At 63.9% G+C, this 22,544-nt stretch carries 21 protein-coding genes and 1 tRNA gene; 14 read left to right on the top strand and 8 right to left on the bottom strand.

The window, feature by feature from the left end; translation table 11 throughout:
- Positions 1-83: 83 nt before the first annotated feature.
- Positions 84-168 (top strand) — tRNA-Leu (locus AC0L16_RS15780).
- Between the two features lie 124 nt (positions 169-292).
- On the opposite strand, the gene AC0L16_RS15775 is transcribed toward AC0L16_RS15780, so the two are convergent.
- From AC0L16_RS15775 to secA, 4 genes are all read right to left on the bottom strand, one after another.
- The gene (locus AC0L16_RS15775; RefSeq protein WP_473621808.1) at positions 293-901 is read right to left on the bottom strand and encodes a hypothetical protein; all 609 of its coding nucleotides are present in this window, start codon (positions 899-901) and stop codon (positions 293-295) included.
- 576 nt (positions 902-1,477) lie between these two features.
- Complete coding sequence (locus tag AC0L16_RS15770; protein ID WP_473621806.1) at positions 1,478-2,758, bottom strand: GNAT family N-acetyltransferase; 1,281 nt, start codon at positions 2,756-2,758, stop codon at positions 1,478-1,480.
- Complete coding sequence (locus AC0L16_RS15765) at positions 2,758-4,158, bottom strand: lipopolysaccharide biosynthesis protein (protein WP_473621920.1); 1,401 nt, start codon at positions 4,156-4,158, stop codon at positions 2,758-2,760. Before AC0L16_RS15765 ends, AC0L16_RS15770 begins: the two co-directional genes overlap by 1 nt.
- 326 nt (positions 4,159-4,484) lie before the next feature.
- Complete coding sequence (gene secA, locus AC0L16_RS15760; RefSeq protein ID WP_473621805.1) at positions 4,485-7,217, bottom strand: preprotein translocase subunit SecA; 2,733 nt, start codon at positions 7,215-7,217, stop codon at positions 4,485-4,487.
- Positions 7,218-7,469: 252 nt separating this feature from the next.
- On the opposite strand from secA, the gene AC0L16_RS15755 reads away from it, so the two are divergent.
- On the top strand, positions 7,470-8,402 hold the full coding sequence (locus tag AC0L16_RS15755; protein ID WP_473621803.1) for a peptidylprolyl isomerase: 933 nt from the start codon (positions 7,470-7,472) through the stop codon (positions 8,400-8,402).
- 71 nt (positions 8,403-8,473) lie between these two features.
- Here AC0L16_RS15755 and AC0L16_RS15750 read toward each other — a convergent pair whose 3' ends face one another.
- Positions 8,474-9,115: a TetR/AcrR family transcriptional regulator gene (locus AC0L16_RS15750; RefSeq protein WP_473621802.1), complete on the bottom strand. Its 642-nt coding sequence runs from the start codon at positions 9,113-9,115 to the stop codon at positions 8,474-8,476.
- Between the two features lie 196 nt (positions 9,116-9,311).
- On the opposite strand from AC0L16_RS15750, the gene argJ reads away from it, so the two are divergent.
- The 5 genes from argJ to AC0L16_RS15725 all read left to right on the top strand — a co-directional run bounded on the left by argJ (position 9,312) and on the right by AC0L16_RS15725 (position 12,483).
- Positions 9,312-10,553, top strand: a complete 1,242-nt coding sequence (argJ, locus tag AC0L16_RS15745) for a bifunctional glutamate N-acetyltransferase/amino-acid acetyltransferase ArgJ (RefSeq protein ID WP_473621801.1) — start codon at positions 9,312-9,314, stop codon at positions 10,551-10,553.
- Positions 10,553-11,332, top strand: a complete 780-nt coding sequence (locus AC0L16_RS15740; RefSeq protein ID WP_473621799.1) for a GNAT family N-acetyltransferase — start codon at positions 10,553-10,555, stop codon at positions 11,330-11,332. The genes argJ and AC0L16_RS15740 overlap by 1 nt, the downstream gene beginning before the upstream one ends.
- Positions 11,329-11,751: a (deoxy)nucleoside triphosphate pyrophosphohydrolase gene (locus tag AC0L16_RS15735; RefSeq protein WP_473621798.1), complete on the top strand. Its 423-nt coding sequence runs from the start codon at positions 11,329-11,331 to the stop codon at positions 11,749-11,751. The genes AC0L16_RS15740 and AC0L16_RS15735 overlap by 4 nt, the downstream gene beginning before the upstream one ends.
- 112 nt (positions 11,752-11,863) lie before the next feature.
- Positions 11,864-12,205: a hypothetical protein gene (locus AC0L16_RS15730; RefSeq protein ID WP_473621796.1), complete on the top strand. Its 342-nt coding sequence runs from the start codon at positions 11,864-11,866 to the stop codon at positions 12,203-12,205.
- A gap of 98 nt (positions 12,206-12,303) precedes the next feature.
- Entirely contained in the window at positions 12,304-12,483 is a 180-nt protein-coding gene (locus tag AC0L16_RS15725) for a Flp family type IVb pilin (protein WP_473621795.1), read from the top strand.
- Positions 12,484-12,531: 48 nt separating this feature from the next.
- On the opposite strand, the gene AC0L16_RS15720 is transcribed toward AC0L16_RS15725, so the two are convergent.
- The gene (locus AC0L16_RS15720) at positions 12,532-13,404 is read right to left on the bottom strand and encodes a methyltransferase domain-containing protein (RefSeq protein ID WP_473621793.1); all 873 of its coding nucleotides are present in this window, start codon (positions 13,402-13,404) and stop codon (positions 12,532-12,534) included.
- A gap of 53 nt (positions 13,405-13,457) precedes the next feature.
- On the opposite strand from AC0L16_RS15720, the gene AC0L16_RS15715 reads away from it, so the two are divergent.
- Genes AC0L16_RS15715 through AC0L16_RS15700 form a run of 4 tightly spaced genes read left to right on the top strand, consistent with a single transcriptional unit; the run spans position 13,458 to position 15,854 of the window.
- A complete protein-coding gene (locus AC0L16_RS15715) occupies positions 13,458-14,243 on the top strand; it encodes a ComF family protein (RefSeq protein WP_473621792.1) in 786 nt (261 codons plus the stop codon).
- Positions 14,244-14,270: 27 nt separating this feature from the next.
- The gene (gene grxC / locus AC0L16_RS15710) at positions 14,271-14,540 is read left to right on the top strand and encodes a glutaredoxin 3 (protein ID WP_027153348.1); all 270 of its coding nucleotides are present in this window, start codon (positions 14,271-14,273) and stop codon (positions 14,538-14,540) included.
- Between the two features lie 10 nt (positions 14,541-14,550).
- Entirely contained in the window at positions 14,551-15,432 is an 882-nt protein-coding gene (locus AC0L16_RS15705; protein ID WP_473621790.1) for a carbon-nitrogen hydrolase family protein, read from the top strand.
- Complete coding sequence (locus tag AC0L16_RS15700) at positions 15,429-15,854, top strand: DUF1178 family protein (RefSeq protein WP_473621789.1); 426 nt, start codon at positions 15,429-15,431, stop codon at positions 15,852-15,854. Before AC0L16_RS15705 ends, AC0L16_RS15700 begins: the two co-directional genes overlap by 4 nt.
- A gap of 261 nt (positions 15,855-16,115) precedes the next feature.
- On the opposite strand, the gene AC0L16_RS15695 is transcribed toward AC0L16_RS15700, so the two are convergent.
- On the bottom strand, positions 16,116-16,607 hold the full coding sequence (locus AC0L16_RS15695) for a MarR family winged helix-turn-helix transcriptional regulator (RefSeq protein ID WP_473621788.1): 492 nt from the start codon (positions 16,605-16,607) through the stop codon (positions 16,116-16,118).
- A 174-nt stretch (positions 16,608-16,781) separates the two neighbouring features.
- Here AC0L16_RS15695 and AC0L16_RS15690 point away from each other — a divergent pair, with 174 nt between their 5' ends.
- Positions 16,782-17,711 carry an EamA family transporter gene (locus tag AC0L16_RS15690; RefSeq protein ID WP_473621786.1) on the top strand — a complete coding sequence of 310 codons (930 nt, stop codon included), beginning with the start codon at positions 16,782-16,784 and terminating at the stop codon, positions 17,709-17,711.
- Between the two features lie 19 nt (positions 17,712-17,730).
- Here the strand turns inward: AC0L16_RS15690 and ubiG are convergent, their stop codons facing one another.
- On the bottom strand, positions 17,731-18,480 hold the full coding sequence (ubiG, locus tag AC0L16_RS15685) for a bifunctional 2-polyprenyl-6-hydroxyphenol methylase/3-demethylubiquinol 3-O-methyltransferase UbiG (protein WP_473621785.1): 750 nt from the start codon (positions 18,478-18,480) through the stop codon (positions 17,731-17,733).
- A gap of 355 nt (positions 18,481-18,835) precedes the next feature.
- Here ubiG and AC0L16_RS15680 point away from each other — a divergent pair, with 355 nt between their 5' ends.
- Together AC0L16_RS15680 and ptsP are read left to right on the top strand one after the other, a co-directional pair.
- A complete protein-coding gene (locus AC0L16_RS15680; RefSeq protein WP_473621783.1) occupies positions 18,836-20,089 on the top strand; it encodes an aspartate kinase in 1,254 nt (417 codons plus the stop codon).
- A gap of 181 nt (positions 20,090-20,270) precedes the next feature.
- Positions 20,271-22,541, top strand: a complete 2,271-nt coding sequence (gene ptsP / locus AC0L16_RS15675; protein WP_128188093.1) for a phosphoenolpyruvate--protein phosphotransferase — start codon at positions 20,271-20,273, stop codon at positions 22,539-22,541.
- Positions 22,542-22,544: the final 3 nt, after the last annotated feature.

Raw genomic sequence — 22,544 nt, 5'->3', positions numbered from 1 at the left:
GATCGCCGCATGCCGGGAATTGGCCAGTTGACGAACAGGCCTCCAACCGTATAGTCCGCGCCCATCCAGGCCGCCCGGCCTGAGCCCCTATGGCGGAATTGGTAGACGCGCTCGACTCAAAATCGAGTTCCGCAAGGAGTGCTGGTTCGATCCCGGCTAGGGGCACCATTTTCCACCCGAGACGCCTTGAAAGCTCGGTTGAATGTTATCCCAGGAGCATCCTGGGAGAACCATAATTCAGGCCCACGCCGGTGCTTCCTGATTAGATCAGACTCCGTACTTCAGATCGCTATTACATCGGCCCCGGCACCATCTTGGTCGGCTGCTCCGGCATCGGAAACGCGTAATTGTCGCATTTCACGTCGGGGTTCGTCGGGCTGAACATTCCGAGCGGGTTGTCCTTGAACAGCCAGACGTGAAGATCGTAATGGTAGAACTCCACCGGAATAAGCGGATAATGCCCCTCCATCGGCCCCTGGAACGTCTGTCCAAAGAGTTTCGGCGGCTCTTTGGTGTCGGGCGTCAGCGGAACAAGCCATTCCACGGCCACCAGGCGCAAGCCGCCGTCGACCGGCTCATAGATAAGGACATTTGGGCGCGCTGGATCTGGTGTCGGGCTGACGCTCGCGACGTTGACGAAATGAATGCCCATCGCGCCCTTCGGGTAATCCATAGCTCCAGCCACTTTTTCGCCGCTGTAATAAACGCATCCGACCGTCGACAGATAGAGGTCGCGAATGGCGGCCTTATAGTCTTCGTACTTCGATAGCGATTGTTTCAGGGCATCGATCTCGACCTTGCCGGGCTCGCCGGCCTGAGCTGCGGCCGCAGTCAGGCAGGCGCCGATGAGGCCAGTCAAAGCGAGAATACTGCGACGCCTGAAGTGAGTTGTTTTCGTCATGCATTCCTCCCAGATTTTTGTTCTGGCCGTGCAGGATCGAGGCGGCAATGATGCTGGTTGCGCGGCCGAGATTGTCGCCGATGCTAATCCTTTCCGCTGGTTGGGAGAATTAACCCTGATGACCTAGGCCCTCGACACAGTGATTTGGTTCTTCGACTGAGCCTGAAAGGGACTGTGGAAGGTCGCTGCCGGCCGGCCTGCAGCTACCAATCTCCAACGTCTGCGATTAGCTAAATCCCACACTGCTTCGGCGGCGGGGGCAACGCCCCAAGCTCCCTTGGGACCGGTTCAGAGCCACCCTGGCGCGCATCCCGCTCCCGGCACCGCGGATCGTGCACAACTGACGCTAAAGCGCGAATGCGGTTGGGTAACCTGGTGGAAGAGCCCGGTGCGGGAAAGCTGCACGCCGGGATCTGTGAGGGGGGCGATGGGCGACCATCACCTCTACTCGACCGAAGTGGAGGGATGCGTCGGCTAATCTCGAAGGTTTGCGATTTGCCACTGACAGGAAATATCGACGTTCGCTGCTGATTGGCCCGACCTGTCAAACCAAGTCCTATAGCAGGACCGCCAACGCTACCGCCGTCCAAGCAAGCTCTTCACTCGGTTGCGCAGCAGGCGCGCCATGTTGCGGGTTTCGCTGTAGAGGTGGATCTGCGACGCCGCCTGGCGGGCGAGGCGGTCGGCGTCCGGCGTCAGGCCGAGGACCAGCGTGCCGATCAGCCGGCGCTCCATCCATAGCCGGCTCATCACCGGATGGTCGGGCACTGCGCAGGAATCGGTCATCATGATGTTGGGATCGTCGAGATGCTGCCTGGTCACCTCGATCATCAGCAGCGTGCCCGGCGAATAGGCGGCGAGCGTCTCGTCATAGGCCGTCTTCCAGGTGTAGGCGACGCCGGCCTCGACGAAGACGACCAGGCAAGCGATGGTGCGGTCATCGAGCGTCAGTGAATGGATGCGGCACAGATCCCGTTCGGCCAGCCGGTGCACGGCCTCGCGGGCAAAGGCAGCGCGGTAGCGGTCGATGGCCATGGCGGTGCGCTCGCGGCCTTTCCAGCCGGCGGCCTCGAGCGTCAAAAAACGCTCGATGGCATGGCGGATGTTTTCCGGTCCGCGCGCCACCTGATGCTCCAGCCTGCCTAGGTCCGCGAGGCGGCGCTTCAGGCGGCGGAACTCGCGATAATGGTGCGAGTGCAGCGAGGCCTTCAGATACTCATCGCCGTCGATCTGGCTTTCGAGCATCGGCCGTTCGGCCTTGCCGGTGGTCACCAGCGCCAGGCCACGCGTCTCGGCGACGGTGGCCAGCAGGCTGGCCACCGGGCCGTCGAGCCGGATGTCGGGCAGCACGAAGACTTTTGGCAGTTTGAGATGCGACCGCGACAGCATCGCGAAGAAATCCTCGATGACGCCGACGGGATCGTCGCGGTCGACCAGCGGCGCGCCGATCGGCCCGAACGGGCTCGACCATGTGCGCATCACCCGCACGCCAAGCGGCGTCGCCGGCCGCTCCACCGAGAACGGCACCAGCAAGCGCAGCCGGTTGCGGTATTCGTCGCCGTCGCGGATGACCGCCAGCCGCACCTCGCGGTCTTCCAGTCGCGGCATGGCTGGTGCCAAGAAGCGCGGGTTGAAGAACACGTTGGGCTCGATCGTGCGGGCGCAGAGATAGTCGAGTTCCTCGACCAGGTCGAAGCCGGCGGAGGCGGCGTAAATAGCCAGTTTGCGCTGGGGCCGGCCGTTGGCCAACAATTCGATATGGGCGGGATCGGCTTCGCGGGCGAGCCCGGCGAGGCCCGACACCAGGGCGCCGGCCGGGCCGCCGCTGGTTTCCTCGAGCAACGGGATGGCAGCCATCACGCGGCTCCTTTGGCGGCTACGAAAATGACCATGACGATGCCGAGCCTGCGCCAGACCGTGAAGGCCAGCGCGCCGGCCTCGAAGATCATCGCGAAGGCGGTGGCCATCGCCGCGCCCCACAGGCCGAAAAGCGGGATCAGCACCAGATTGAGGCCGATGTTGAAGGCCAGCGTCATGGCGTAGACGGCGGCGCAGATATTCTGGTTGCCGCTCATGGTGAGCAGGCTTTCACAGGGGCCGACGGCGGCGCGGGCGACGACGCCAACGACCAGCAGGAACAACAGCGGGTAGCCGGCAACGAATTCAGGCCCGAACAAGCTCAGCATCGGCTCGCCCAGCACCAGCACCAGCAGCGCCATCAACAGCGATGGCCAGAACGTCCACGACACGGTTTCGCGGGCGAAGGCGGCGAGTTTTTCGGGCTCGCCATGGGTGAATTGCGCGTAGCGCTGGGCAACGCCCGCCTTGACCGCAAAATAGACGAAATGCACCAGCGCCAGCGTCTTGACCGTGGCGAAATAGACGGCGACGTCGTTAGGATTCATATAGGCGCCGACCATCAGCACGTCGGCATTGGTGAGCAGGAAGAAGAAGCCTTCGACCAGGAAGATCGGCAGCGACACGAGGACCCATTGCGCGAAATGCAGCTTCATCGGCCCGGCCGAAATATTCCTGTTCATCCGCGCGGTGATGCCGATGAGCTGGCCGAGCGTGGTGGCATAGGCGGCGGCGATCGAGGCGAAGATCGCCGTCCTGGCATCGGGCGCAAAGCCGACCAGAAGCATCAGCGCCATCAGCGCCAGGATCAGCACCGGCCGCATCAGATAAGTCGGCGCCAGCGCAAACAGCGCCCACGAGTTGGCCCGCGCCAGCCCCTGCAGCAAATCGGACATGGCGATCATCGGCATGCAGACGAGGCCGAGAATGAACGGCACGACATAGTAGTTTTCAATAAAGGGCGAGAGCAGCCAGACGCCGAGGGCGCCCAGCCCGGCGATCGCCGTCGAGGCAACCAGCACGAACAGGCGGCTGGTCAGCACGATGCCGCGCAATTCGGCCAGCATGTTGCGCTCGCGATATTCGGGAATGAAGCGAATGACCGAGGTGTGGAAGCCGAGGCAGGCGAGATTGCCGACGATGACCATCGTCACCCAGACAAGGACAAAAATGCCGTATTCGAACGAGCCCATCCAGCGCGCCATCAGTACTTGGCTGACAAAGGCGATGACGGCGCTGACGATGCGGATGGAAAAGGCGATCAGCGACATGCGGCTGGCTTCGCCGCGCTCGTCGGCGGTGAACAGCACGGCATCGATGCGGCCAAGCAGCGGCTTTGCGTGCAGCGCAAGGCGCTGCGGCAGGAACCGCCCGGCTGTCGTCGCCGCGGAAAAGCGCACCCTGATCACACTCCGTTTTCGCCTCTTTTCTGCCTCCGCGTCTAACGAAAACACATTAAGAAACGGTTGGGTGGAGTGCTCCCTTCTCCCCGTTCACGGGGAGAAGGTGCCGGCAGGCGGATGAGGGGCGGCGCGAGCGGACGAAAGGTTAGCGCTACTTACACGCTTTCGCGAGATTCTAGCGGATCAAGCTGGCGGGACACCACCCTCTCTGGCCGCCTGATATCTCCCCCTCAGGTGGGGAGATTGGCTAATCGCGGGTGTTGGCGCCGCCCCTCATCCGCCCTTCGGGCACCTTCTCCCCGTGAACGGGGAGAAGGAAGAGCTTACGCGAACGCCCCATGACAATGCTTGTACTTTTTCCCTGAGCCGCACGGGCAGGCCTCGTTGCGGCCGACCTTGCCCCAGGTGGCGGGGTTTTGCGGGTCGCGGTTTTCGGGGGCGACGGTGGCGTGGGTCTCCTGGCGGACCAGAAGCCCGGTTTCGCCGCCGTCAAAATCGTCCTCGCCGGTGGTGCCGTCGAGATGGCTGCCGAACATGTCGGGCGCCTCGGGCGGCGGCGCTTCGGCGGCCTGGCGGACCAGTTCGACGCGCATCAATTGCGCGGTGACGGCCTGGCGCAAGTTGCCCAGCATCGCCTGGAACAGCTCGAACGCCTCGCCCTTGTATTCCTGCAGCGGGTCGCGCTGGGCGTAGCCGCGGAAGCCGACGACCGAGCGCAAATGGTCGAGGTTGACGATGTGCTCGCGCCACAGATGGTCGAGCGTCTGCAGCACCACGGAGCGCTCGACATAGGCCATCACGTCGGGGCCGAAACGCTCGGCACGCTCTTTCGCGGCAGTCTCGGCGGCCTGGCTGATGCGCTCGCGGATGTCGTCCTCGGCAATACCCTCTTCCTTGACCCAGTCCTCGATGGGCAGGTCGAGATTGAGGAATTCGGCGACCTCGGCCTTGAGGCCGGCGACGTTCCACTGCTCGGCATAGGCGTTTTCGGGAATAGCCTTGGCGACGACCTCCTCGATGACGCCCTCGCGCATCTCGGCGATGGTCTCGGACAGGCCTTCACCGTCCATCAGCTCGAGGCGCTGCTCGAACACCACCTTGCGCTGGTCGTTCGAGACGTCGTCATATTTCAGCAGGTTCTTGCGGATGTCGAAGTTGCGCGCCTCGACCTTCTTCTGCGCTTTTTCCAGCGCCTTGTTGATCCACGGGTGGATGATCGCCTCGTCTTCCTTGAGGCCGAGCTTCTGCAGCATGCCGTCCATGCGCTCGGAGCCGAAGATGCGCATCAGATCGTCCTGCAGCGACAGGAAGAATTTTGAGCGGCCGGGATCGCCCTGGCGGCCTGAGCGGCCGCGCAACTGGTTGTCGATGCGGCGCGATTCATGGCGCTCGGTGGCGAGCACGTAGAGGCCGCCGGCGGCGAGCGCCTTCTCCTTCAGCCGGGCGACGTCGTCGCGGATTGCCTTTTCCTTGGTGTCGCGCTCGGGACCGGCCGGCATGTCGCCAAGCTCCTCGGCGATGCGCATGTCGGCATTGCCGCCGAGCTGGATGTCGGTGCCGCGGCCGGCCATGTTGGTGGCAATGGTGATGGCGCCGGGTTTTCCCGCCTGGGCGACGATCGCCGCCTCACGCTCATGGTGGCGGGCGTTCAGCACCTCGAAATCGGTAAAACCTTCCTTGCGCAGGCGTTCGGCCAGCAGCTCGGATTTCTCGATCGAGGTGGTGCCGACCAAGGTAGGCTGGCTCTTGGCGCGGGCTTCCTTGATCTCCATGACGATCGCCTTGTACTTCTCCTCGACGGTCCGGTAGACCTCGTCGTCCTCGTCGATACGGATGACCGGCAGATTGGTCGGGATCTCGGTGACGTCGAGATTGTAGATGTTGGCGAATTCCTCGGCCTCGGTCAGCGCCGTGCCGGTCATGCCGGCGAGCTTCTTGTACAGGCGGAAATAGTTCTGGAAGGTGACGGAGGCGAGCGTCTGGTTCTCCGGCTGGATCGCCACATGCTCCTTGGCCTCGAGCGCCTGGTGCAGGCCTTCCGAATAGCGACGGCCCGGCATCATGCGGCCGGTGAATTCGTCGATGATGACGATCTCGCCGTTGCGCACGATATAGTCCTTGTCCTTCTGGAACAGCTGGTGCGCCTTCAGCGCATTGTTGACGTGGTGGACGATGGCGACGTTCTCGACGTCGTAGAGCGACTCGCCCTTGAGCAGGTCGGCGTCGCGCAAAAGGTTCTCCAGCTTCTCGGTGCCCTCCTCGGTGAAGATCGAGGTCTTCTGCTTCTCATCGATCTCGTAGTCGGCCGGCTCGAGCTTCAGCATGAAGGCATCGATGGTGTTGTACATTTCCGAGCGGTCCTCGAGTGGACCGGAAATGATCAGCGGCGTGCGCGCCTCGTCGACCAGGATGGAATCGACCTCGTCGACGATCGCGTAGCTGTGACCGCGCTGCACCATCTGGGCGCGCTCGTATTTCATGTTGTCGCGCAGATAGTCGAAGCCGAGCTCGTTGTTGGTGGCGTAGGTGACGTCGGCGGCATAGGCGGCGTGGCGTTCCTCGTCAGACAGGCCATGGACGATGACGCCGACGGTAAGGCCGAGGAACTTGTAGACGCGACCCATCCATTCCGAGTCGCGTTTGGCAAGATAGTCGTTGACGGTGACGACATGGACGCCTTTGCCGGCGAGCGCGTTGAGATAGACGGGCAGCGTGGCGACCAGCGTCTTGCCCTCGCCGGTGCGCATCTCGGCGATGCCGCCATTGTGCAGCACCATGCCGCCGATCAACTGCACGTCGAACGGGCGCATGCCGAGCACGCGGCGCGCCGCTTCGCGCACGGTGGCGAAGGCCGGCACCAGGAGATCGTCGAGACTGGCGCCGTTGGCGACGTCCTGGCGGAATTTTTCCGTGCGGGCCGTCAGTTCGGCGTCGGAGAGCGCCCGCATCTCGTTTTCCATGGCGTTGATCGCTTCGACGCGCGGTCGGGTCGACTTGACCCGGCGATCGTTGGAGGAGCCGAAAACCTTACGGGCGAGACCGCCAAAACTGACCATTCAATGGTCCTTTCGATAGCATTCCAAGTCGTTGCGACGGGTGCCGGCCGGCCCCATCAAATCCACGTGAAACGCGGACAAACGCAAAAAGCGCCCGGAAAACGGTTCTGGACGCAAAGTCGTTGGACAGATAAGAGGGGGCTCAATCGATGTCAACGGCGCGCTGGCCCTGACGACCGTGCCAAATTCCGCCACAATCCGGCTGGTCTGGAAGCCATCCCGCCCTAGCTATCCCCCATTGGAGTTAATTGTATGTCCTTATTGTTCCGCCGCGCGTCGCTCGCCAGCCTTGGCCTGGCATTCGGGCTGACGGCGCTGTCGCTGTCGCCAGCGATGGCGCAGGACACCGCGCCCGCCCAACCAGCCCCCGCCCAACCGGGCGCACCCGCCCAGCCGGCCGCGCCGGTCGATCCGAACGCCGTGGTCGCGACGATCAACGGCCAGAAGCTGACCGAGGCGGACCTTGCGCTTGCCGAAGGCGAACTGTCGCAGCAGTTCGCGCAGATGCCGCCCGAACAGCGCCGCGCCGCGGCACTTTCGGCGGCGATCGAAATCAAGGTCATGGCCGCCCAGGCGGTCACCACCGGCCTCGACAAGGATCCCGACTTCCAGCGCCGCATGGCGTTCCTGCAGCAGCGCGCCCTGCATGGCGAAATGGTCGAGAAGGATGTTGTCGGCAAGATCACCGATGCCGAGGTTCGCGCCCGCTACGACCAGGAAATCGCCAACACGCCGCCGGCCAACGAGGTGCATGCCCGTCACATCCTCGTGAAGACGAAGGAAGAGGCCGATGCGATCATCAAGCAGCTCGACGGCGGCGCCGATTTCCAGAAACTCGCCAACGAGCACACCAGCGATCCGAGCGGCAAGACCAGCGGCGGCGATCTCGGCTGGTTCGGACCCGGCCAGATGGTGCCGGAATTCGACAAGGCGGTCTTCGCGCTGGCGGTCGGCAAATACACCGAGCAGCCGGTGCAGTCGCAGTTCGGCTGGCACGTCATCCAGGTCGAGGACAAGCGCGCCAAGCAGCCGCCGGCCTTCGACCAGGTCAAGGACCAGGCCCGTCAGGCAGTCATCCGCGACAAGTATATCGCGCTGGTCAAGTCGCTGCGCGCCGAGGCCAAGGTCGAGATCCCGGACGAAAAGCTGAAGAAGACGGTCGACGCGCTGGAAAACACCAAGTAGGCGAGGGCGGTCGTCGGTTCTTCCCTTCTCCCCCTGTTGTAGAAGGAAAGAAGCGCGGTGCCGAGAGCGCTCTATCCTACAATGCGTCGACGCCTTGAACGCTGCCGGATCGCCGGCGGCGAGTTCGACGGTGGAGCTATGCCCTTCAACAGATAGTTAACCGCCTTGCGCAGCGTCGTTTCGTCTTCGTCGAGGCGATTGGTCAAAAGATGCGTCCAGGCAAAGGAGGCGACCAGGTCGGCGACGAGCGTGGCATCGACGTCGGCCGCGACTTCGCCTCTTGCCTTGGCGCGTTCGATCATCTGGCCGGAATGGGCATGGCGTCCTTTGGTGTATTCGGCAAGCACGGCGGCCACGGCTGCGTCCGACTGCGCCTCGGCGATCAGCGATTTGAAGATGCTGCCTGACGATGTTTCGCGCCAGTGCGAGAACAGGCTTTTGAGGAAGCCGACGAGATCGTCCTCGAGGTTGCCAGTATCGGGATAGTCGACGCGCTTTAGTCGCTGATAGACGTCGAACAGCAAGGCGGCCTTGCTCGGCCACCAGCGATAGATTGTCGGCTTTCCTGCACGCGCCCGCCGCGCCACCGCTTCGATCGAGAAGCCGGAATAACCGGCCTCGACCAGCACTGCCTCGGCGGCGTCGAGAATGGCGTCGGCACTGTCGGGGTTGCGCCGCGCGCCGATCGACCTGCGCCCCGGATCCAGCCCCATTCCTGTTTTCCTTCTGATGCTTTTTCGTCGGCAGATCGTACACGCTCTCTCGATGAAACGAAACGGTCCGTTTCGTGCAACCGGGCGTTTCGTTCCGATGAGAAAGGGTATGTGCCCAACCACCAAACGCCCTTGCGCCGGCGCCCGCTATCGGGCAAACCGGCGCTCTCTTGCGTTTCTCCCGCCCGAGGTCTTCATGTCAGCCACGCTTTCGCCGCTCGCGCCGAAGAAATATCCCAACATGCCTCACATCGAGGGCGTCCGCATCGCCACAGCCGAGGCTGGGATAAAGTACAAGAACCGCACCGACCTGCTGACCATGGTCTTCGATGTCGGCACCACGGTCGCCGGCGTGTTCACCAAGTCGAAATGCCCGTCGGCGCCGGTCGATTTCTGCCGGCAGAATCTCGGTCAGGGCAAGGCGCGCGTCCTGGTCGTCAATTCCGGCAATGCCAATGCCTTCACCGGCAACAAGGGCCGAGCCTCCACGGCAATGACCGGCGAGGCTGCGGCCAAGGCTGCGGGCTGCACGCCGGGCGAGGTGTTTCTGGCCTCGACCGGCGTCATCGGCGAGCCGCTCGATTCCGGCAAGTTCGGCCATTTGCTCGCCGGACTGGTCAGGAACGGCAGGCCTGACCTGTGGACCGAAGCCGCCAAGGCGATCATGACCACCGACACCTATCCGAAACTGGCGACCGCGACGGTAAAACTCGGCGACGCCGACGTCACCATCAACGGCATTGCCAAGGGCGCCGGCATGATCGCACCTGACATGGCGACGATGCTCTCCTTCATCGCCACCGACGCGCCGATCGCAGCCCCCGTGCTGCAGGATCTTTTGTCGCGCGGCACCGCCAAGACCTTCAATGCGGTCACCGTGGACAGCGACACCTCGACCAGCGACACGCTGCTGATATTCGCCACCGGCACCGCATCCAGGCGCGGCGCCCCTGATATCACGAATGTCGGCGATGCGCGCCTCGGCGCCTTCCGCCGCGCGCTCGGCAAGGTGCTGAAATCGCTGGCGCTGCAAGTGGTGCGCGACGGCGAGGGCGCGCGAAAACAGGTCGAGGTCACCGTCACCGGTGCGAAATCGGCCCGCTCGGCCAAGCGCATCGCGCTGTCGATCGCCAATTCGCCGCTGGTCAAGACGGCGGTCGCCGGCGAAGACGCCAATTGGGGCCGCGTCGTCATGGCCGTTGGCAAGGCCGGCGAACCGGCCGACCGCGACCTGCTCTCGATCTGGTTCGGCGACATCAGGCTGGCGCATCAGGGCGAGCGCGATGCCGCCTACTCAGAAGAGGCGACATCGGCCTACATGAAACGCGACGAGATCCGCATCCGCGCCGATATCGGCATCGGCCGCGGCAAGGCGACGGTGTGGACTTGCGACCTCACCAAGGAGTATGTCGCCATCAACGGCGATTATCGGAGCTGATGGCATTGGTTTCCAGACATCCGGCAAGCGTGCTTGCCATCGTGCGCCGCTACGAGGCGGCCGGCTTTCGCGCCTGGCCGGCGGCGGCCGTCCATTATGACGGCACCTGGGTGGTGCGGCTGACGGCGGGCCATCCGGCCAAGCGGCTGAATTCGGTCAACCCGCTCGATCCGGGCGATATCCAGCACATTGCCGAGCGCATCGGCCGCGCCAGCCGCCGTTTCGACGCCTATGGCCGGCCGCTGACCTTCCGCATATCGCCGCTGTCGGGGCCGATCCTTGCCAAACATCTCGACAGCGAGGGCTGGAGCACATTCGACGAATCGCTGGTCATGCGGCTGCCGCTGGCCGACGCCCAGCTCGACGCCGCCATGGACCAGATCCCGCTGAAGGACATCAGCCGCTTCATCGGCGCGGCGCTCAAGGTAAGCGGCTCGGATGTGTCGCTGCGGCCGGGCCTGTCGGAGATCATCGGCGCCATCCAGCCGGAGGCCGGGCTGTTCGCGCTTGAAGACGGCACCGAACCGCTGGCGACGCTGATCTGCGTCCATGACGGCGATCTTGCCGGGCTGTTCGAGATCGCCACCGACAGATCGGTGCGCAACCAGGGCCACGGCCGCCACCTCATCCTGTCGGCGCTGAAATGGGCGCGGCTGCGCGGCGCCCGGGAAGCCTGGCTGCAGGTCGAGGCCGACAACGCGCCGGCGCTGGCGCTCTATCTTTCGCTCGGGTTCGACGAAGTCTATCGTTACCATTATCGCCGGCCGCCCGGCGCATGACCGGCGTGAACCCTGTCGGCAAGCGCCTGCTCCTGGTCGCAGCCTGCGCGCTGGTCGATACCGACGGCCGCGTGCTTCTGGCGCAGCGCCCCGAAGGCAAGCAGCTGGCCGGCCTGTGGGAGTTTCCGGGCGGCAAGGTCGAGCCCGGCGAGACGCCGGAAGAATGCCTCATCCGCGAGTTGTACGAGGAGATCGGCATCGAAACCGATATCCCCTGCCTGGCGCCATTCACCTTCGCCAGCCATTCCTACGACGATTTTCACGTGCTGATGCCGCTGTTCGTCTGCCGTCGCTTCCGCGGCATCGCGCAGCCGAAGGAGGGTCAGGTGCTGAAATGGGTGCGGCCGCGCCAGATGCGCGATTTTCCGATGCCGCCGGCTGACGCGCCACTGATCCAGTTCCTCATCGATCTTCTGTGATTTTGCCCTCCGAGACTTAGACAACGTTAATGGAAGATTTATCTGGCCGTGAAAAAATGACGGCAGAAATCGAAGGAAGGTCGTGTCCAGGCCTTCGCCGGAGGGCGGCTGCATGAGCCTCGACAGGGACTGGGAATCGATCCGACCCGACCGCAGCTTTAGGGCTGCCGGCATGGGAATATTGCGAATCACGCTTTTGTTCGGCTCGGCCGCGGTGGCGCTGGCCTTGATCGCGACGCCCCTCCTCGACAGCCGGACGCGATCCGGCCGCGCCGATTTTGCCGGCGGCCTCGACAGGATGAGCACAGGGTCGGTTGGGCGCACGGGCTCGATTGGAAGCACGGGCTCGACCGGCCGTGGTGATACGTATACCGTGCGCAGGAGCGTGCTGCAGCCGCTGCCCACTTCGATCTGCGTGATACGCGACAATGGCCAGCGCAGCGGCGACTGCTGACACCGGCCAATGCGGCCCTTTCATCGCCTGTTAAGCCTGTGTCATTAACCTTTCTTAACAGGTCCGCGCTAGGGTTCCGGCAAGCGGGATCGACGGCCATGAAAATATTGCTGCAACGATTTTTGGAAGACGAGAGCGGCGCGACGGCCATCGAATATGGGCTGATCGCGACCGTGCTGTCGCTTACCATCATAGGCGGCATCGGCCAGGCGGCTGACGCAATCTCGTGGCTGTTCAGCGACAATTCCAGCAGGCTTGTGAACGCTTTCGCGCAGTGATCACGACCGGCCAGCCGCATCCATAGAAATCCGGTCGACAGAATCCGGTCAACGCCCGCCGGGATTTTCCAGTATCGTCTTCAGCGATATTTTCGCTGAGCCCGGCTTCAGCGGTTTTTGCTGCGAGGCGTCGGGCGCCCAGCCTGACATCCAGACGATCGGAAAACTCGCCCTGACGCGACCATCGGCATCCGAAAACCGCTCGGCGTAGATTTCGGCGACGCGGGCAAACAGCCTTCGTGTGCCCGGTCGCCTGCTGCGGTCGACAAGCGCGCTGGTCTCGCCCGTCGCCCGCAGATCCGCCATCAGGCCGAACAGGGAATCGTAGCGCACCGTCACCGTCTCGACATCCGCGACGGGCAAGGCCAAGCCGGCGCGTTGCAAAAGCGCGCCGGCGTCGCGCACGTCGGTGAACGGGATGACGCGCGGGCTGGCGCCGCCGTAAAGCTCCGTCTCGGCGGCGAGCAGGCTTTCGCGCAGTTCGGAAAGCGTACCGGCGCCGGCAAAAGCGCCTAGGAAAAGACCGTCCGGCTTCAAAGTGCGGCGGATCTGCACCAGCATGCCGGGAATGTCGTTCATTGCCTGAAGCGACAAAAGCGACACGGCGAGGTCGAGGCTTTCCGGCTCGAACGGCACGGTCTCCAGCGGCGCCACCAGTCCCGCGGCATCGCCCAGGAACGCCGCATCCGCCTCTACGCGTACGATGTCCGCCACCTTGCCGCTTGTCGCAAGCACGTCGACTGCCGCCGCAGTCTGGCAAAACAGGACGGCCGCCCTGTCGAATTTGCGTTCCACCGTGCCCAGCCGGTCGGCAAGTTCCTCGGCCGCCCGCCGCATCAGGAAATCCGCGCCGGCAGTCGGATAGGCGAGCGCCCGGCGCTTGTGGGCCAGCCAGAGAGAGGTGTCGACTATGGGTTGCAACTGACGGTTCCTGGTTTCCGCTGTCTGATATAGGGTGGCGGAGAAAGAACCACGTGGCCGATCCAATGCCGGATATCAAGAGTATCGCTCGAAAGGCGTTGGACTGGCCGGCGCGCATCCTGTTTCCGCCGGTCTGCGCCGGCTGCCGACGGCATGTCTCGCAGCCAGGCGTGCTGTGCGGCACCTGCTGGCCGAAGCTTAGGCTTCTGGAGCGGCCATGGTGTCCGGTGATGGGCACTCCGTTCATCCATCACATGGGCGAGGGGTTCCTGTCGGCCGAGGCGATCGCCGACCCGCCGCCCTTCGAGCGCGCGCGGGCCGCGGTCGCTTACTCCGGTGTCGCCCGCCAGATGGTGCAAGGGTTGAAATACCAGGATCGCACCGATCTGGCGCCGTGGATGGCGCGCTGGATGATCCGCGCCGGTGCCGAACTGATCGCAGAAGCCGATGTGGTCGTGCCGGTGCCGCTGCACTGGCGGCGTTTTTTCAGGCGCCAGTTCAACCAGTCGGCGGAACTGGCAAGGGTGGTATCGCAACTTGGCGGCCTGCCTTTTGCGCCCTCCGCGGTCAGGCGCGTCAAACTCACCCGTCAGCAGGTTGGGCTGGAGCGGCGGGAACGCGAGGAGAATGTGCGTGCCGCATTCAGAGTGCCGGAGGAGGCCGAGATCGAGATCGCCGGCCGCCGGGTGCTCTTGATCGACGATGTCTATACCACCGGCGCCACTGTCCGCGCGGTCGCCAAGGCGCTCAAGAAGGGCGGTGCCGGGACGGTCGACGTGCTGACCTTTGCGCGCGTGCTGCCGGGGGACTTTCGGGCCGACGAGTCCGCGACTATATAGATTGAAGAAAGGCAGGATTGCTGACCGATGGTCGACGTGACGATCTATACACGGATGATGTGCGGCTATTGCGTGGCGGCCAAGCGGCTGCTCGAGCGCAAGGGTGTCGCTTACACCGAGCACGACGCCTCTTTCTCGCCGGAACTGCGCCGGGAAATGATTTCCCGCGCGAATGGCCGCTCGACCTTTCCGCAGATATTCATCGGCGACACGCATGTCGGCGGCTGCGATGATCTCCATGAACTGGAGGCGGAGGGCCGGCTGGACCGTCTGCTCGCCAACGGCTCGACGAATTAAGGATGTGACGATGGGTGCTTTCACGGCGGCGGCGATCCAGATGCGTTCGGGCACCAGTCCCGAGCGGAATGCGGTCGATTTGGAGCGGCTGGTGCGCGAGGCCGCGGGCCAGGGTGCGACCTATATCCAGTCACCGGAAATGACCGGTGCGCTGGTCCGCGACAGCCAGGCGCGGGCCGCCGCCTTCACGTCCGAGGACAAGGACATCATCGTCTCGACCTCGCGCAATCTGGCGAAGGAGCTTGGCGTCTTCCTGCATATCGGCTCGACCGCCATCCTGCGCGCCGACGGCAAGCTCGCCAACCGCGCGCTTCTGTTCGGGCCGGATGGCGCCGCGATTGCCACCTACGACAAGATCCACATGTTCGACGTCGATCTAGACAATGGCGAGAGCTGGCGCGAATCCGCCGCCTACGAGCCCGGCACCGAGGCCGTCGTCACCGAGATCAGCGGCGCCGGGATCGATGGGGCGAAGCTGGGTTTCGCCGTCTGCTACGATTTGCGCTTTCCGCAGCTCTTCCGCGCCGAGGCGATGGCCGGCGCCGACCTGCTTTCGGTGCCCGCCGCCTTCACCCGCCAGACCGGCGAGGCGCACTGGCATGTGCTGCTGCGGGCGCGCGCCATCGAGAACGGCGCCTATGTCGTCGCCGCGGCGCAAGGTGGCCTGCACGAGGACGGCCGCGAGACTTATGGTCATTCGCTGATCGTCGATCCTTGGGGCCGCATCGTCGCCGAGGCGGCGCATGACAAGCCCGCGGTGATCGTCGCCGAGATCGACCCGGCGCAGTCGGCCGCCGCGCGCAAGAAAATCCCAAATCTAAAAAATTCACGCGACTTCGCCGTGAACGCCACTCCGGTCGAGGCGCAAAGTCTCAGGGGTGCGGCGTCTTGATTCGCTTTTCACTGATCTGCGACCACGAGCATGAATTCGAGGGCTGGTTTCGCAGCAACGACGATTTCGACACCCAGAAGAAGCGTGGCTTCGTCGACTGCCCGACATGTGGCTCGCACAAGATCGAGAAGGCGTTGATGGCGCCGGCCGTCTCCACCGGGCGCAGCCGAGAAAAGATCGCGCTCGCCATGGGTGAGGCCCAGAAGCAGGCGCTGGCGCAATTGAAGGCGATGGCCGAGAAGGTGCGCGAGAACGCCGACTATGTCGGCGACAAGTTTGCCGAGGAAGCGCGCAAGATCCATTTCGGCGAGAGCGATCCGCGCGGCATCTATGGCGAGGCGACGCTGGAGGAGGCCAAGGGTCTGGCCGAGGACGGCGTCGAATTCATGCCGGTGCCGGTATTCCCGGAGGATCGTAACTGACTGCCAGGAGCCATCCTGACCGGTCGGGATAGGTTCTGCCGACTGCCTTCAGCCGCCAATCTCCAACATTTGCGATTAGCTACAGCCACCACACCTTCGTCATCCCAAGGGTCTGCGCCGCGTCGCTTCGCTCCTTGCTCCGCCCTGGGAAGACGACGGGAGGGATGTTTCGGCCAATCTCCAAGGTCTGCGATTTGCCGCTGAACGGAAATGATCGGCGTTCGCTGCCGATCGGCCCAGATCTGTCAAAATCACTGATATTCACCCCCGGCTGACGCTCTCTATCAACTTCTCAAGCAGGCCAGCAAGTGTGTCCTGTTCGGCGCGCGTCAGGCCGGAAAGTATCTCGTGTTCGTTGGCGACGTGAGCGGCCACCGCCTCATCGACCAATGCGAGACCTTTATCGGTCAGTTGCACGACAACCCCGCGCCGGTCGTTGGGATGCGGCCCGCGCTTGATCAATCCGGTTTTCTCAAGCCGGTCGAGCCGGTTGGTCATGGCGCCCGACGTCACCATCGTCGCCTCATAGAGGGCGGTAGGCGTCAGCGCGTAAGGTGATCCGGAACGGCGCAGCGTCGCCAGCACGTCGAATTCCCCGGATTGCAATCCGAAACGCGCAAACAGCGGAGCGAGGCGTTCTCGTGCAATCAGCGACGAGGCTTCGTTCAACCGTCCAAGCACGGCCATCGGCGAGACATCGAGGTCCGGCCGTTGTCTTTTCCACTGCTCGATCGCTTTCGCGGCGCGATCCATCTATCTCACCGTTAAATATCTTGACGTTAAGAATCTTTGCATTATCTTAGCTTGAGTCACAGTGCTGGCCAAGGGGCCGCAAAGACAAGGGCCGCAAAGACAAGGGCCGCAAAGACAAGGGCCGCAAAGACAAGGGCCGCAAAGACAAGGGCCGCAAAGACAATAAGGTTCGTTATGAAATTTCTCTGGGATTCAGCGCTCGGCCTTTTGCTCGTCACCGGCGGCCTACTCGGCCTGACGCTGCCGTTCGGCAAGATCGCGACGGCGGCCGGCGTTTCGGCCATGGTCTGGGCCCTCGTCATCTCGCTCGGCGCCGGCGGCGTGCTTTTGTGCGTCCTGCTGCTGCGCGGGCAGCGCATCCGGCTCACCCCGCACAAGCTGCGTTATTTCTTCGTCACCGCAGCGGTGTCCTACGCCTTCCCCAATCTCTTGATGTTCTCGGCCATTCCGCATCTCGGTGCCGGCTACACCGGCATCATGTTCACGCTGTCGCCGGTGGTCACACTGGTGTTTTCGATCCTGCTCGGCGTTCGGCGCCCCAACCTGCTTGGCGTGGTCGGCATTGTCGTCGGCTTCGTTGGTGGGGTCATGGTGGCGGTGACGCGTGGCGAGGCCGGGCAGCCGGCCGAATTTATCTGGGTGGCGGTGGGGCTGCTCATCCCGGTCAGCCTAGCCGCCGGCAATATCTACCGCACGCTCGACTGGCCCTTAGGGACCGGACCGATCGAGCTTGCCGTCGGCAGCCATCTGGCATCGGCTGCACTGCTTGTTTGCGGCATCTTCACGCTAAAGGGCGGCGGTTCGCTCGCCCTGCTCGCCGGCGTGCCGCTGGTGGTCGTCGGCCAGGTCGCGTCAGCCGCGGCGATGTTCGCTTTCTTCTTCCGGCTGCAGGCGGTTGGCGGCCCGGTCTATCTCAGCCAGATCGGCTATGTCGCGGCTGCGGTCGGATTGTTTGCCGGGACGATGTTTCTCGGCGAGCACTATCAATTGCTGACCTGGGCCGGCGCTGCCATCATTGTCGCCGGCGTGTTCATCACCACCAAGGCGCAAACCCAGATCCCCACAAAGTCACAAAATCAGACGGGTGAGAAGGTGGCGGCGTGAGAAGGCGTCGTGAGAAAGTTCAGGCGGGTGCCTTCTCCGCCAGAACCATGTAATTGACGTCCATGTCCTTCGAACGCTGCCAGCGGTCGGCGAGCGGATTGTAGGTGACGCCGGTGCGGTCGATGATGGTCAGGTCAGCGCCGGCAAGCGCCTTTTCCAGCTCGTCGGGCCGCACCAGCTTGCCAAACTGGTGGGTGCCGCGCGGCAACCAGCGCAGCAGATATTCGGCGCCGATAATGGCCAGGCCCAGCGCCTTCAGCGTGCGGTTGATGGTGGCGACGAACATGATGCCGCCGGGCTTGAGCATCTCGCCGCATTTGGCCACGAACAGGTCGATGTCGGCAACATGCTCGACCACTTCCATGTTGAGGATGACGTCGAATTTCTCAGCGGCGTCAGCCAGGTCCTCTGCTGTCGTGGCACGGTAATCCACCGTCACGCCGACCTCCGCCGCATGCAGTCTGGCCACTTCGATGTTGGTGGCGGAGGCGTCGGCGCCGACCACTTCGGCGCCAAGCCGCGCCATCGGCTCGCACAACAGCCCGCCGCCGCAGCCGATGTCGAGGATGCGCAGGCCCTCGAACGGCCGCGCCGCTCGTGGGTCGCGGCCGAAGCGCGCCGCCACCTGGTCGCGTATATAGGCAAGCCGGATCGGATTGAACTTGTGCAGCGGGCGGAATTTGCCGTTCGGATTCCACCATTCGGCGGCAAGAGCGGAAAAACGCTCCACTTCTCCGGCATCGATCGTCGATCGTCGGGGTTCTGGCATCGTGTGGTCTCCCGCAGACTCAAAAGTTCAGAGCGCGATCGGGCGCAAAACCGGATACCACTTTTGCTGATCGTGCTCTGGTGCGCTAGGAAGTCGGTCGAGAGCCGGCGAATGTCAAGGCAGCAAATTTCGGCTGTTGCCGGCTGGGCCTATGCGACAGGCATGCGGGTACGCGCGTTGCGCTCGTATGTCGCCTTCGTCGCCCAGGGCAAGCGGGGGGCAAGCGGCGGCACGCCTTGCGAAACCCAAAGCATTTGGCTAAGGAGGCCGCGAATTCAGCGGCTGGCCCAGCCCGACGCTCGCTTTCCGTTTTTCGGCCGCCGCTCCGGCACCCAGTCAAAGGCATTTCGCTTCCATGGCGCGCATCGTGATGAAATTCGGCGGGACCTCCGTCGCCGACATCGCCCGCATCCGCAATGTGGCGCGCCATGTCAAACGCGAGGTCGATGCCGGCCATGAGGTCGCGGTCGTCGTCTCGGCGATGGCCGGCAAGACCAACGAGCTCGTGCAGTGGACGCGCGAAGCCTCGCCGATGCACGATGCCCGCGAATATGACGCCGTCGTTGCCTCCGGCGAGCAGGTGACTGCCGGCCTGCTGGCGATCACGCTGCAGAACATGGGCGTCCATGCCCGTTCCTGGCAAGGCTGGCAGATCCCGATCAAGACCGACAATGCGCATGGCGCGGCGCGCATTCTCGATATCGACGGCGCATTCCTGATCAAGCGCTTCGGTGAGAGCCAGGTGGCGGTGGTCGCCGGCTTCCAGGGCATCGGGCCGGACAACCGCATCGCGACGCTCGGCCGCGGCGGCTCAGACACCAGTGCTGTCGCCATCGCGGCGGCGGTCAAGGCAGACCGCTGCGACATCTATACCGACGTCGACGGGGTCTACACCACCGACCCGCGCATCGAACCGAAGGCGCGGCGGCTGGCCAAGATTTCCTTCGAGGAAATGCTTGAAATGGCCTCGCTCGGCGCCAAGGTCCTGCAGGTACGCTCGGTCGAGCTTGCCATGGTGCACAGGGTGCGTACTTTCGTGCGGTCGTCCTTCGACGATCCCGACGCGCCCGGAATGGGGGATTTGCTCAATCCGCCCGGAACGCTTATTTGCGACGAGGAAGAGATCGTGGAACAGCAGGTCGTCACCGGAATTGCCTACGCCAAGGACGAAGCGCAGATATCGTTGCGCCGTGTCGGCGACCGGCCGGGGGTTGCCGCCGGCATTTTCGGGCCGCTGGCCGAGGCCAACATCAATGTCGACATGATCGTCCAGAACATTTCCGAGGACGGCAAGTTCACCGACATGACCTTCACCGTGCCGTCCGGGGATGTCGACAAGGCGCTTGCCGTGCTCGAGCGGCTGAAGTCCACGATCGGCTACGACGTCGTGCAGTCGGAAGCCGGCATGTCGAAAGTCTCGGTCATCGGCATCGGCATGAGGAGCCATGCCGGCGTCGCCGCCACCGCCTTCAAGGCGCTGGCCGACAAATCGATCAACATCCGTGCGATCACGACATCCGAGATCAAGATTTCGATCCTGATCGACGGTCCCTACACAGAACTTGCTGTTCGCACTTTGCATTCCATCTACGGTCTGGATAAGCAGTAGCAGACTGCTCGGTCCGGAAATCGGAGGTCGATCTTCGGAAAGCACGATGCAGCAGTTCGAAGTCTTGGAGCGTCCTTTGTGGGTCCAATTGGACCGACGCCGCTCTATTTGAGTTGTTGCGTGAGCGCCGGCCGCGGGAGAAACTGCGGCGGGCATAATGTCCATTGGAGAACAAGCCGCGATGCGTGATACGGCCAGTGGCCCGCGCGTTTTGCTGAAACGGCTCCGCGAGCTCATGCAGGAGCCGCTGGAGCCGCAGGAGCGGCTCGACCGCATCGTGCGCGACATCGCCGCCAACATGGTCGCCGAAGTGTGCTCGCTCTACGTGCTGCGCGCCGATTCGGTGCTCGAACTCTATGCCACCGAGGGTCTGAACCCGAAGGCTGTCCATTTGGCGCAGCTCAGGCTGGGGGAAGGCCTCGTCGGCACGATCGCCGCCTCGGCACGGCCACTCAACCTCTCCAACGCGCAGGAACATCCAGCCTTCGCCTACCTGCCGGAGACGGGGGAAGAGATCTACAATTCCTTCCTCGGCGTGCCGGTGCTCAGGGCAGGGCGCACGCTCGGTGTGCTGGTCGTCCAGAACAAGACCATGCGCCATTATCGCGACGACGAGGTCGAGGCACTGGAAACGACGGCGATGGTGATCGCCGAGATGATCGCCACCGGCGACCTTGCCCGGCTGACCCGGCCCGGCCTGGAACTCGACCTGCGCCGCCCGGTGAGCTTTACGGGCCTGTCCTTCAACGAGGGCGTCGGACTTGGCCATGTCGTGCTGCACGAGCCGCGCATCGTCGTCACCAATCTGTTCAACGAGGACAGCGATGAGGAGATCAAGCGGCTCGATGCGTCGCTCGGTTCGCTCCGGCTCTCCATCGACGACATGCTGGAACGCCGCGAAGTCGCCTTCGAGGGCGAGCACCGCCAGGTGCTCGAAGCCTATCGCATGTTCGCCAACGACAGCGGCTGGGTGCGCCGGCTGGAAGAGGCGGTCCGCAACGGCCTGACCGCGGAAGCGGCGGTGGAAAAAGTGCAGAGCGACATGCGTGCCCGCATGCTGCACATGACCGATCCTTATCTGCGCGAGCGGATGAGCGATTTCGACGATCTCGCCAACCGGCTGCTGCGCCAGCTGATGGGGCGCGGGCCGGACGATGTCGCGGCCTCGTTGCCGAAGGATGCCATCATCGTTGCCCGCTCGATGGGGGCTGCCGAACTGCTGGATTATCCGCGTGACAAGCTGCGCGGGTTGGTGCTCGAGGACGGCGCGGCGACCAGCCATGTCGTCATCGTGGCGCGGGCCATGGGCATACCGGTCGCGGGCCAGATGAAGGGCGCGGTCTCCATGGCGGAGAACGGCGACGCCATCATCGTCGACGGCGAGGAAGGCGCGATCCACCTGCGCCCCCAGCCCGACCTCGAAGCCGCCTATGCCGAAAAGGTCCGCTTCCGGGCGCGGCGGCAGGAGGTCTATCGCGAGCTGCGCAAGAAGCCGTCGATGACCAAGGACGGCGTCCAAGTCGACCTTTTGATGAATGCGGGCCTAGCCGTCGATCTGCCGCAGCTTGCCGAGGCCGGCGCCGCCGGCATCGGCCTGTTCCGCACCGAGCTGCAATTCATGGTCGCCTCGACCTTTCCGCGGGCGGAAGCCCAGGAACGGCTCTACCGTGACGTGCTCGACGCGGCGCGCGGCAAGCCGGTGACCTTCCGCACCATCGATATCGGCGGCGACAAGGTGCTGCCCTACTTCAAGGACACGATCCAGGAAGAAAACCCGGCGCTCGGCTGGCGCGCCATCCGCTTGACGCTCGACCGGCCGGGCCTATTGCGCACCCAGATCCGAGCGCTTTTGAAGGCATGCGGCGGGCGTGAACTGAAGCTGATGCTGCCGATGGTGACGGAGCTCGGCGAAATCGCCCAGGCGCGCGAAATCATCGATCGCGAAGTGCGGCATCTGTCGCGTTTTGCCCATCATCTGCCGACCAGCCTAAAGCTCGGGGCCATGCTGGAAGTGCCTTCGCTGCTGTTCCAGCTCGATGAACTGATGAAGGCCGTCGATTTCGTCTCGGTCGGCTCGAACGATCTGTTCCAGTTCGTTATGGCGGTCGATCGCGGCAACACGCAGCTCGCCGACCGCTTCGATGTGCTGTCGACGCCGTTCCTGCGCGCGCTGAAGCAGATTGCCGACGCCGGAGTGCGCAATCAAACCCCGGTGACCTTGTGCGGCGAGCTGGCGGGCAAGCCGATCTCGGCGATGGCGCTGATCGGCCTTGGCTACCGATCGATCTCGATGTCACCGGCCTCGATCGGTCCGGTCAAGGCGATGCTGACGGAACTACCGCTGGCCGAGCTGGAAGCGTTCTTCGACGACAATCTCATGGCGCCGGCCCAGGGGTTGCCGATGCGGGCGCTGCTGCAGGCCTTTGCCGACGACCGCTCCATTCCGTTGTAGACT

The organism is Mesorhizobium sp. WSM4848 (assembly GCF_055811375.1).
This window is presented reverse-complemented; position numbering and strand designations above follow the sequence as displayed.

Bases quoted from the DNA above. Each gene is read 5' to 3' on its own strand.
- AC0L16_RS15695 (WP_473621788.1), bottom strand. From the start codon at position 16,607: ATGGATCGCGCCGCGAAAGCGATCGAGCAGTGGAAAAGACAACGGCCG.
- ubiG (WP_473621785.1), bottom strand. From the start codon at position 18,480: ATGCCAGAACCCCGACGATCGACGATCGATGCCGGAGAAGTGGAGCGT.
- AC0L16_RS15725 (WP_473621795.1), top strand. From the start codon at position 12,304: ATGAAAATATTGCTGCAACGATTTTTGGAAGACGAGAGCGGCGCGACG.
- AC0L16_RS15775 (WP_473621808.1), bottom strand. From the start codon at position 901: ATGACGAAAACAACTCACTTCAGGCGTCGCAGTATTCTCGCTTTGACT.
- AC0L16_RS15690 (WP_473621786.1), top strand. From the start codon at position 16,782: ATGAAATTTCTCTGGGATTCAGCGCTCGGCCTTTTGCTCGTCACCGGC.
- AC0L16_RS15735 (WP_473621798.1), top strand. From the start codon at position 11,329: ATGACCGGCGTGAACCCTGTCGGCAAGCGCCTGCTCCTGGTCGCAGCC.
- argJ (WP_473621801.1), top strand. From the start codon at position 9,312: ATGTCAGCCACGCTTTCGCCGCTCGCGCCGAAGAAATATCCCAACATG.
- grxC (WP_027153348.1), top strand. From the start codon at position 14,271: ATGGTCGACGTGACGATCTATACACGGATGATGTGCGGCTATTGCGTG.
- AC0L16_RS15770 (WP_473621806.1), bottom strand. From the start codon at position 2,758: ATGGCTGCCATCCCGTTGCTCGAGGAAACCAGCGGCGGCCCGGCCGGC.
- secA (WP_473621805.1), bottom strand. From the start codon at position 7,217: ATGGTCAGTTTTGGCGGTCTCGCCCGTAAGGTTTTCGGCTCCTCCAAC.
- ptsP (WP_128188093.1), top strand. From the start codon at position 20,271: ATGCGTGATACGGCCAGTGGCCCGCGCGTTTTGCTGAAACGGCTCCGC.
- AC0L16_RS15705 (WP_473621790.1), top strand. From the start codon at position 14,551: ATGGGTGCTTTCACGGCGGCGGCGATCCAGATGCGTTCGGGCACCAGT.
- AC0L16_RS15750 (WP_473621802.1), bottom strand. From the start codon at position 9,115: ATGGGGCTGGATCCGGGGCGCAGGTCGATCGGCGCGCGGCGCAACCCC.
- AC0L16_RS15680 (WP_473621783.1), top strand. From the start codon at position 18,836: ATGGCGCGCATCGTGATGAAATTCGGCGGGACCTCCGTCGCCGACATC.
- AC0L16_RS15730 (WP_473621796.1), top strand. From the start codon at position 11,864: ATGAGCCTCGACAGGGACTGGGAATCGATCCGACCCGACCGCAGCTTT.
- AC0L16_RS15755 (WP_473621803.1), top strand. From the start codon at position 7,470: ATGTCCTTATTGTTCCGCCGCGCGTCGCTCGCCAGCCTTGGCCTGGCA.
- AC0L16_RS15740 (WP_473621799.1), top strand. From the start codon at position 10,553: ATGGCATTGGTTTCCAGACATCCGGCAAGCGTGCTTGCCATCGTGCGC.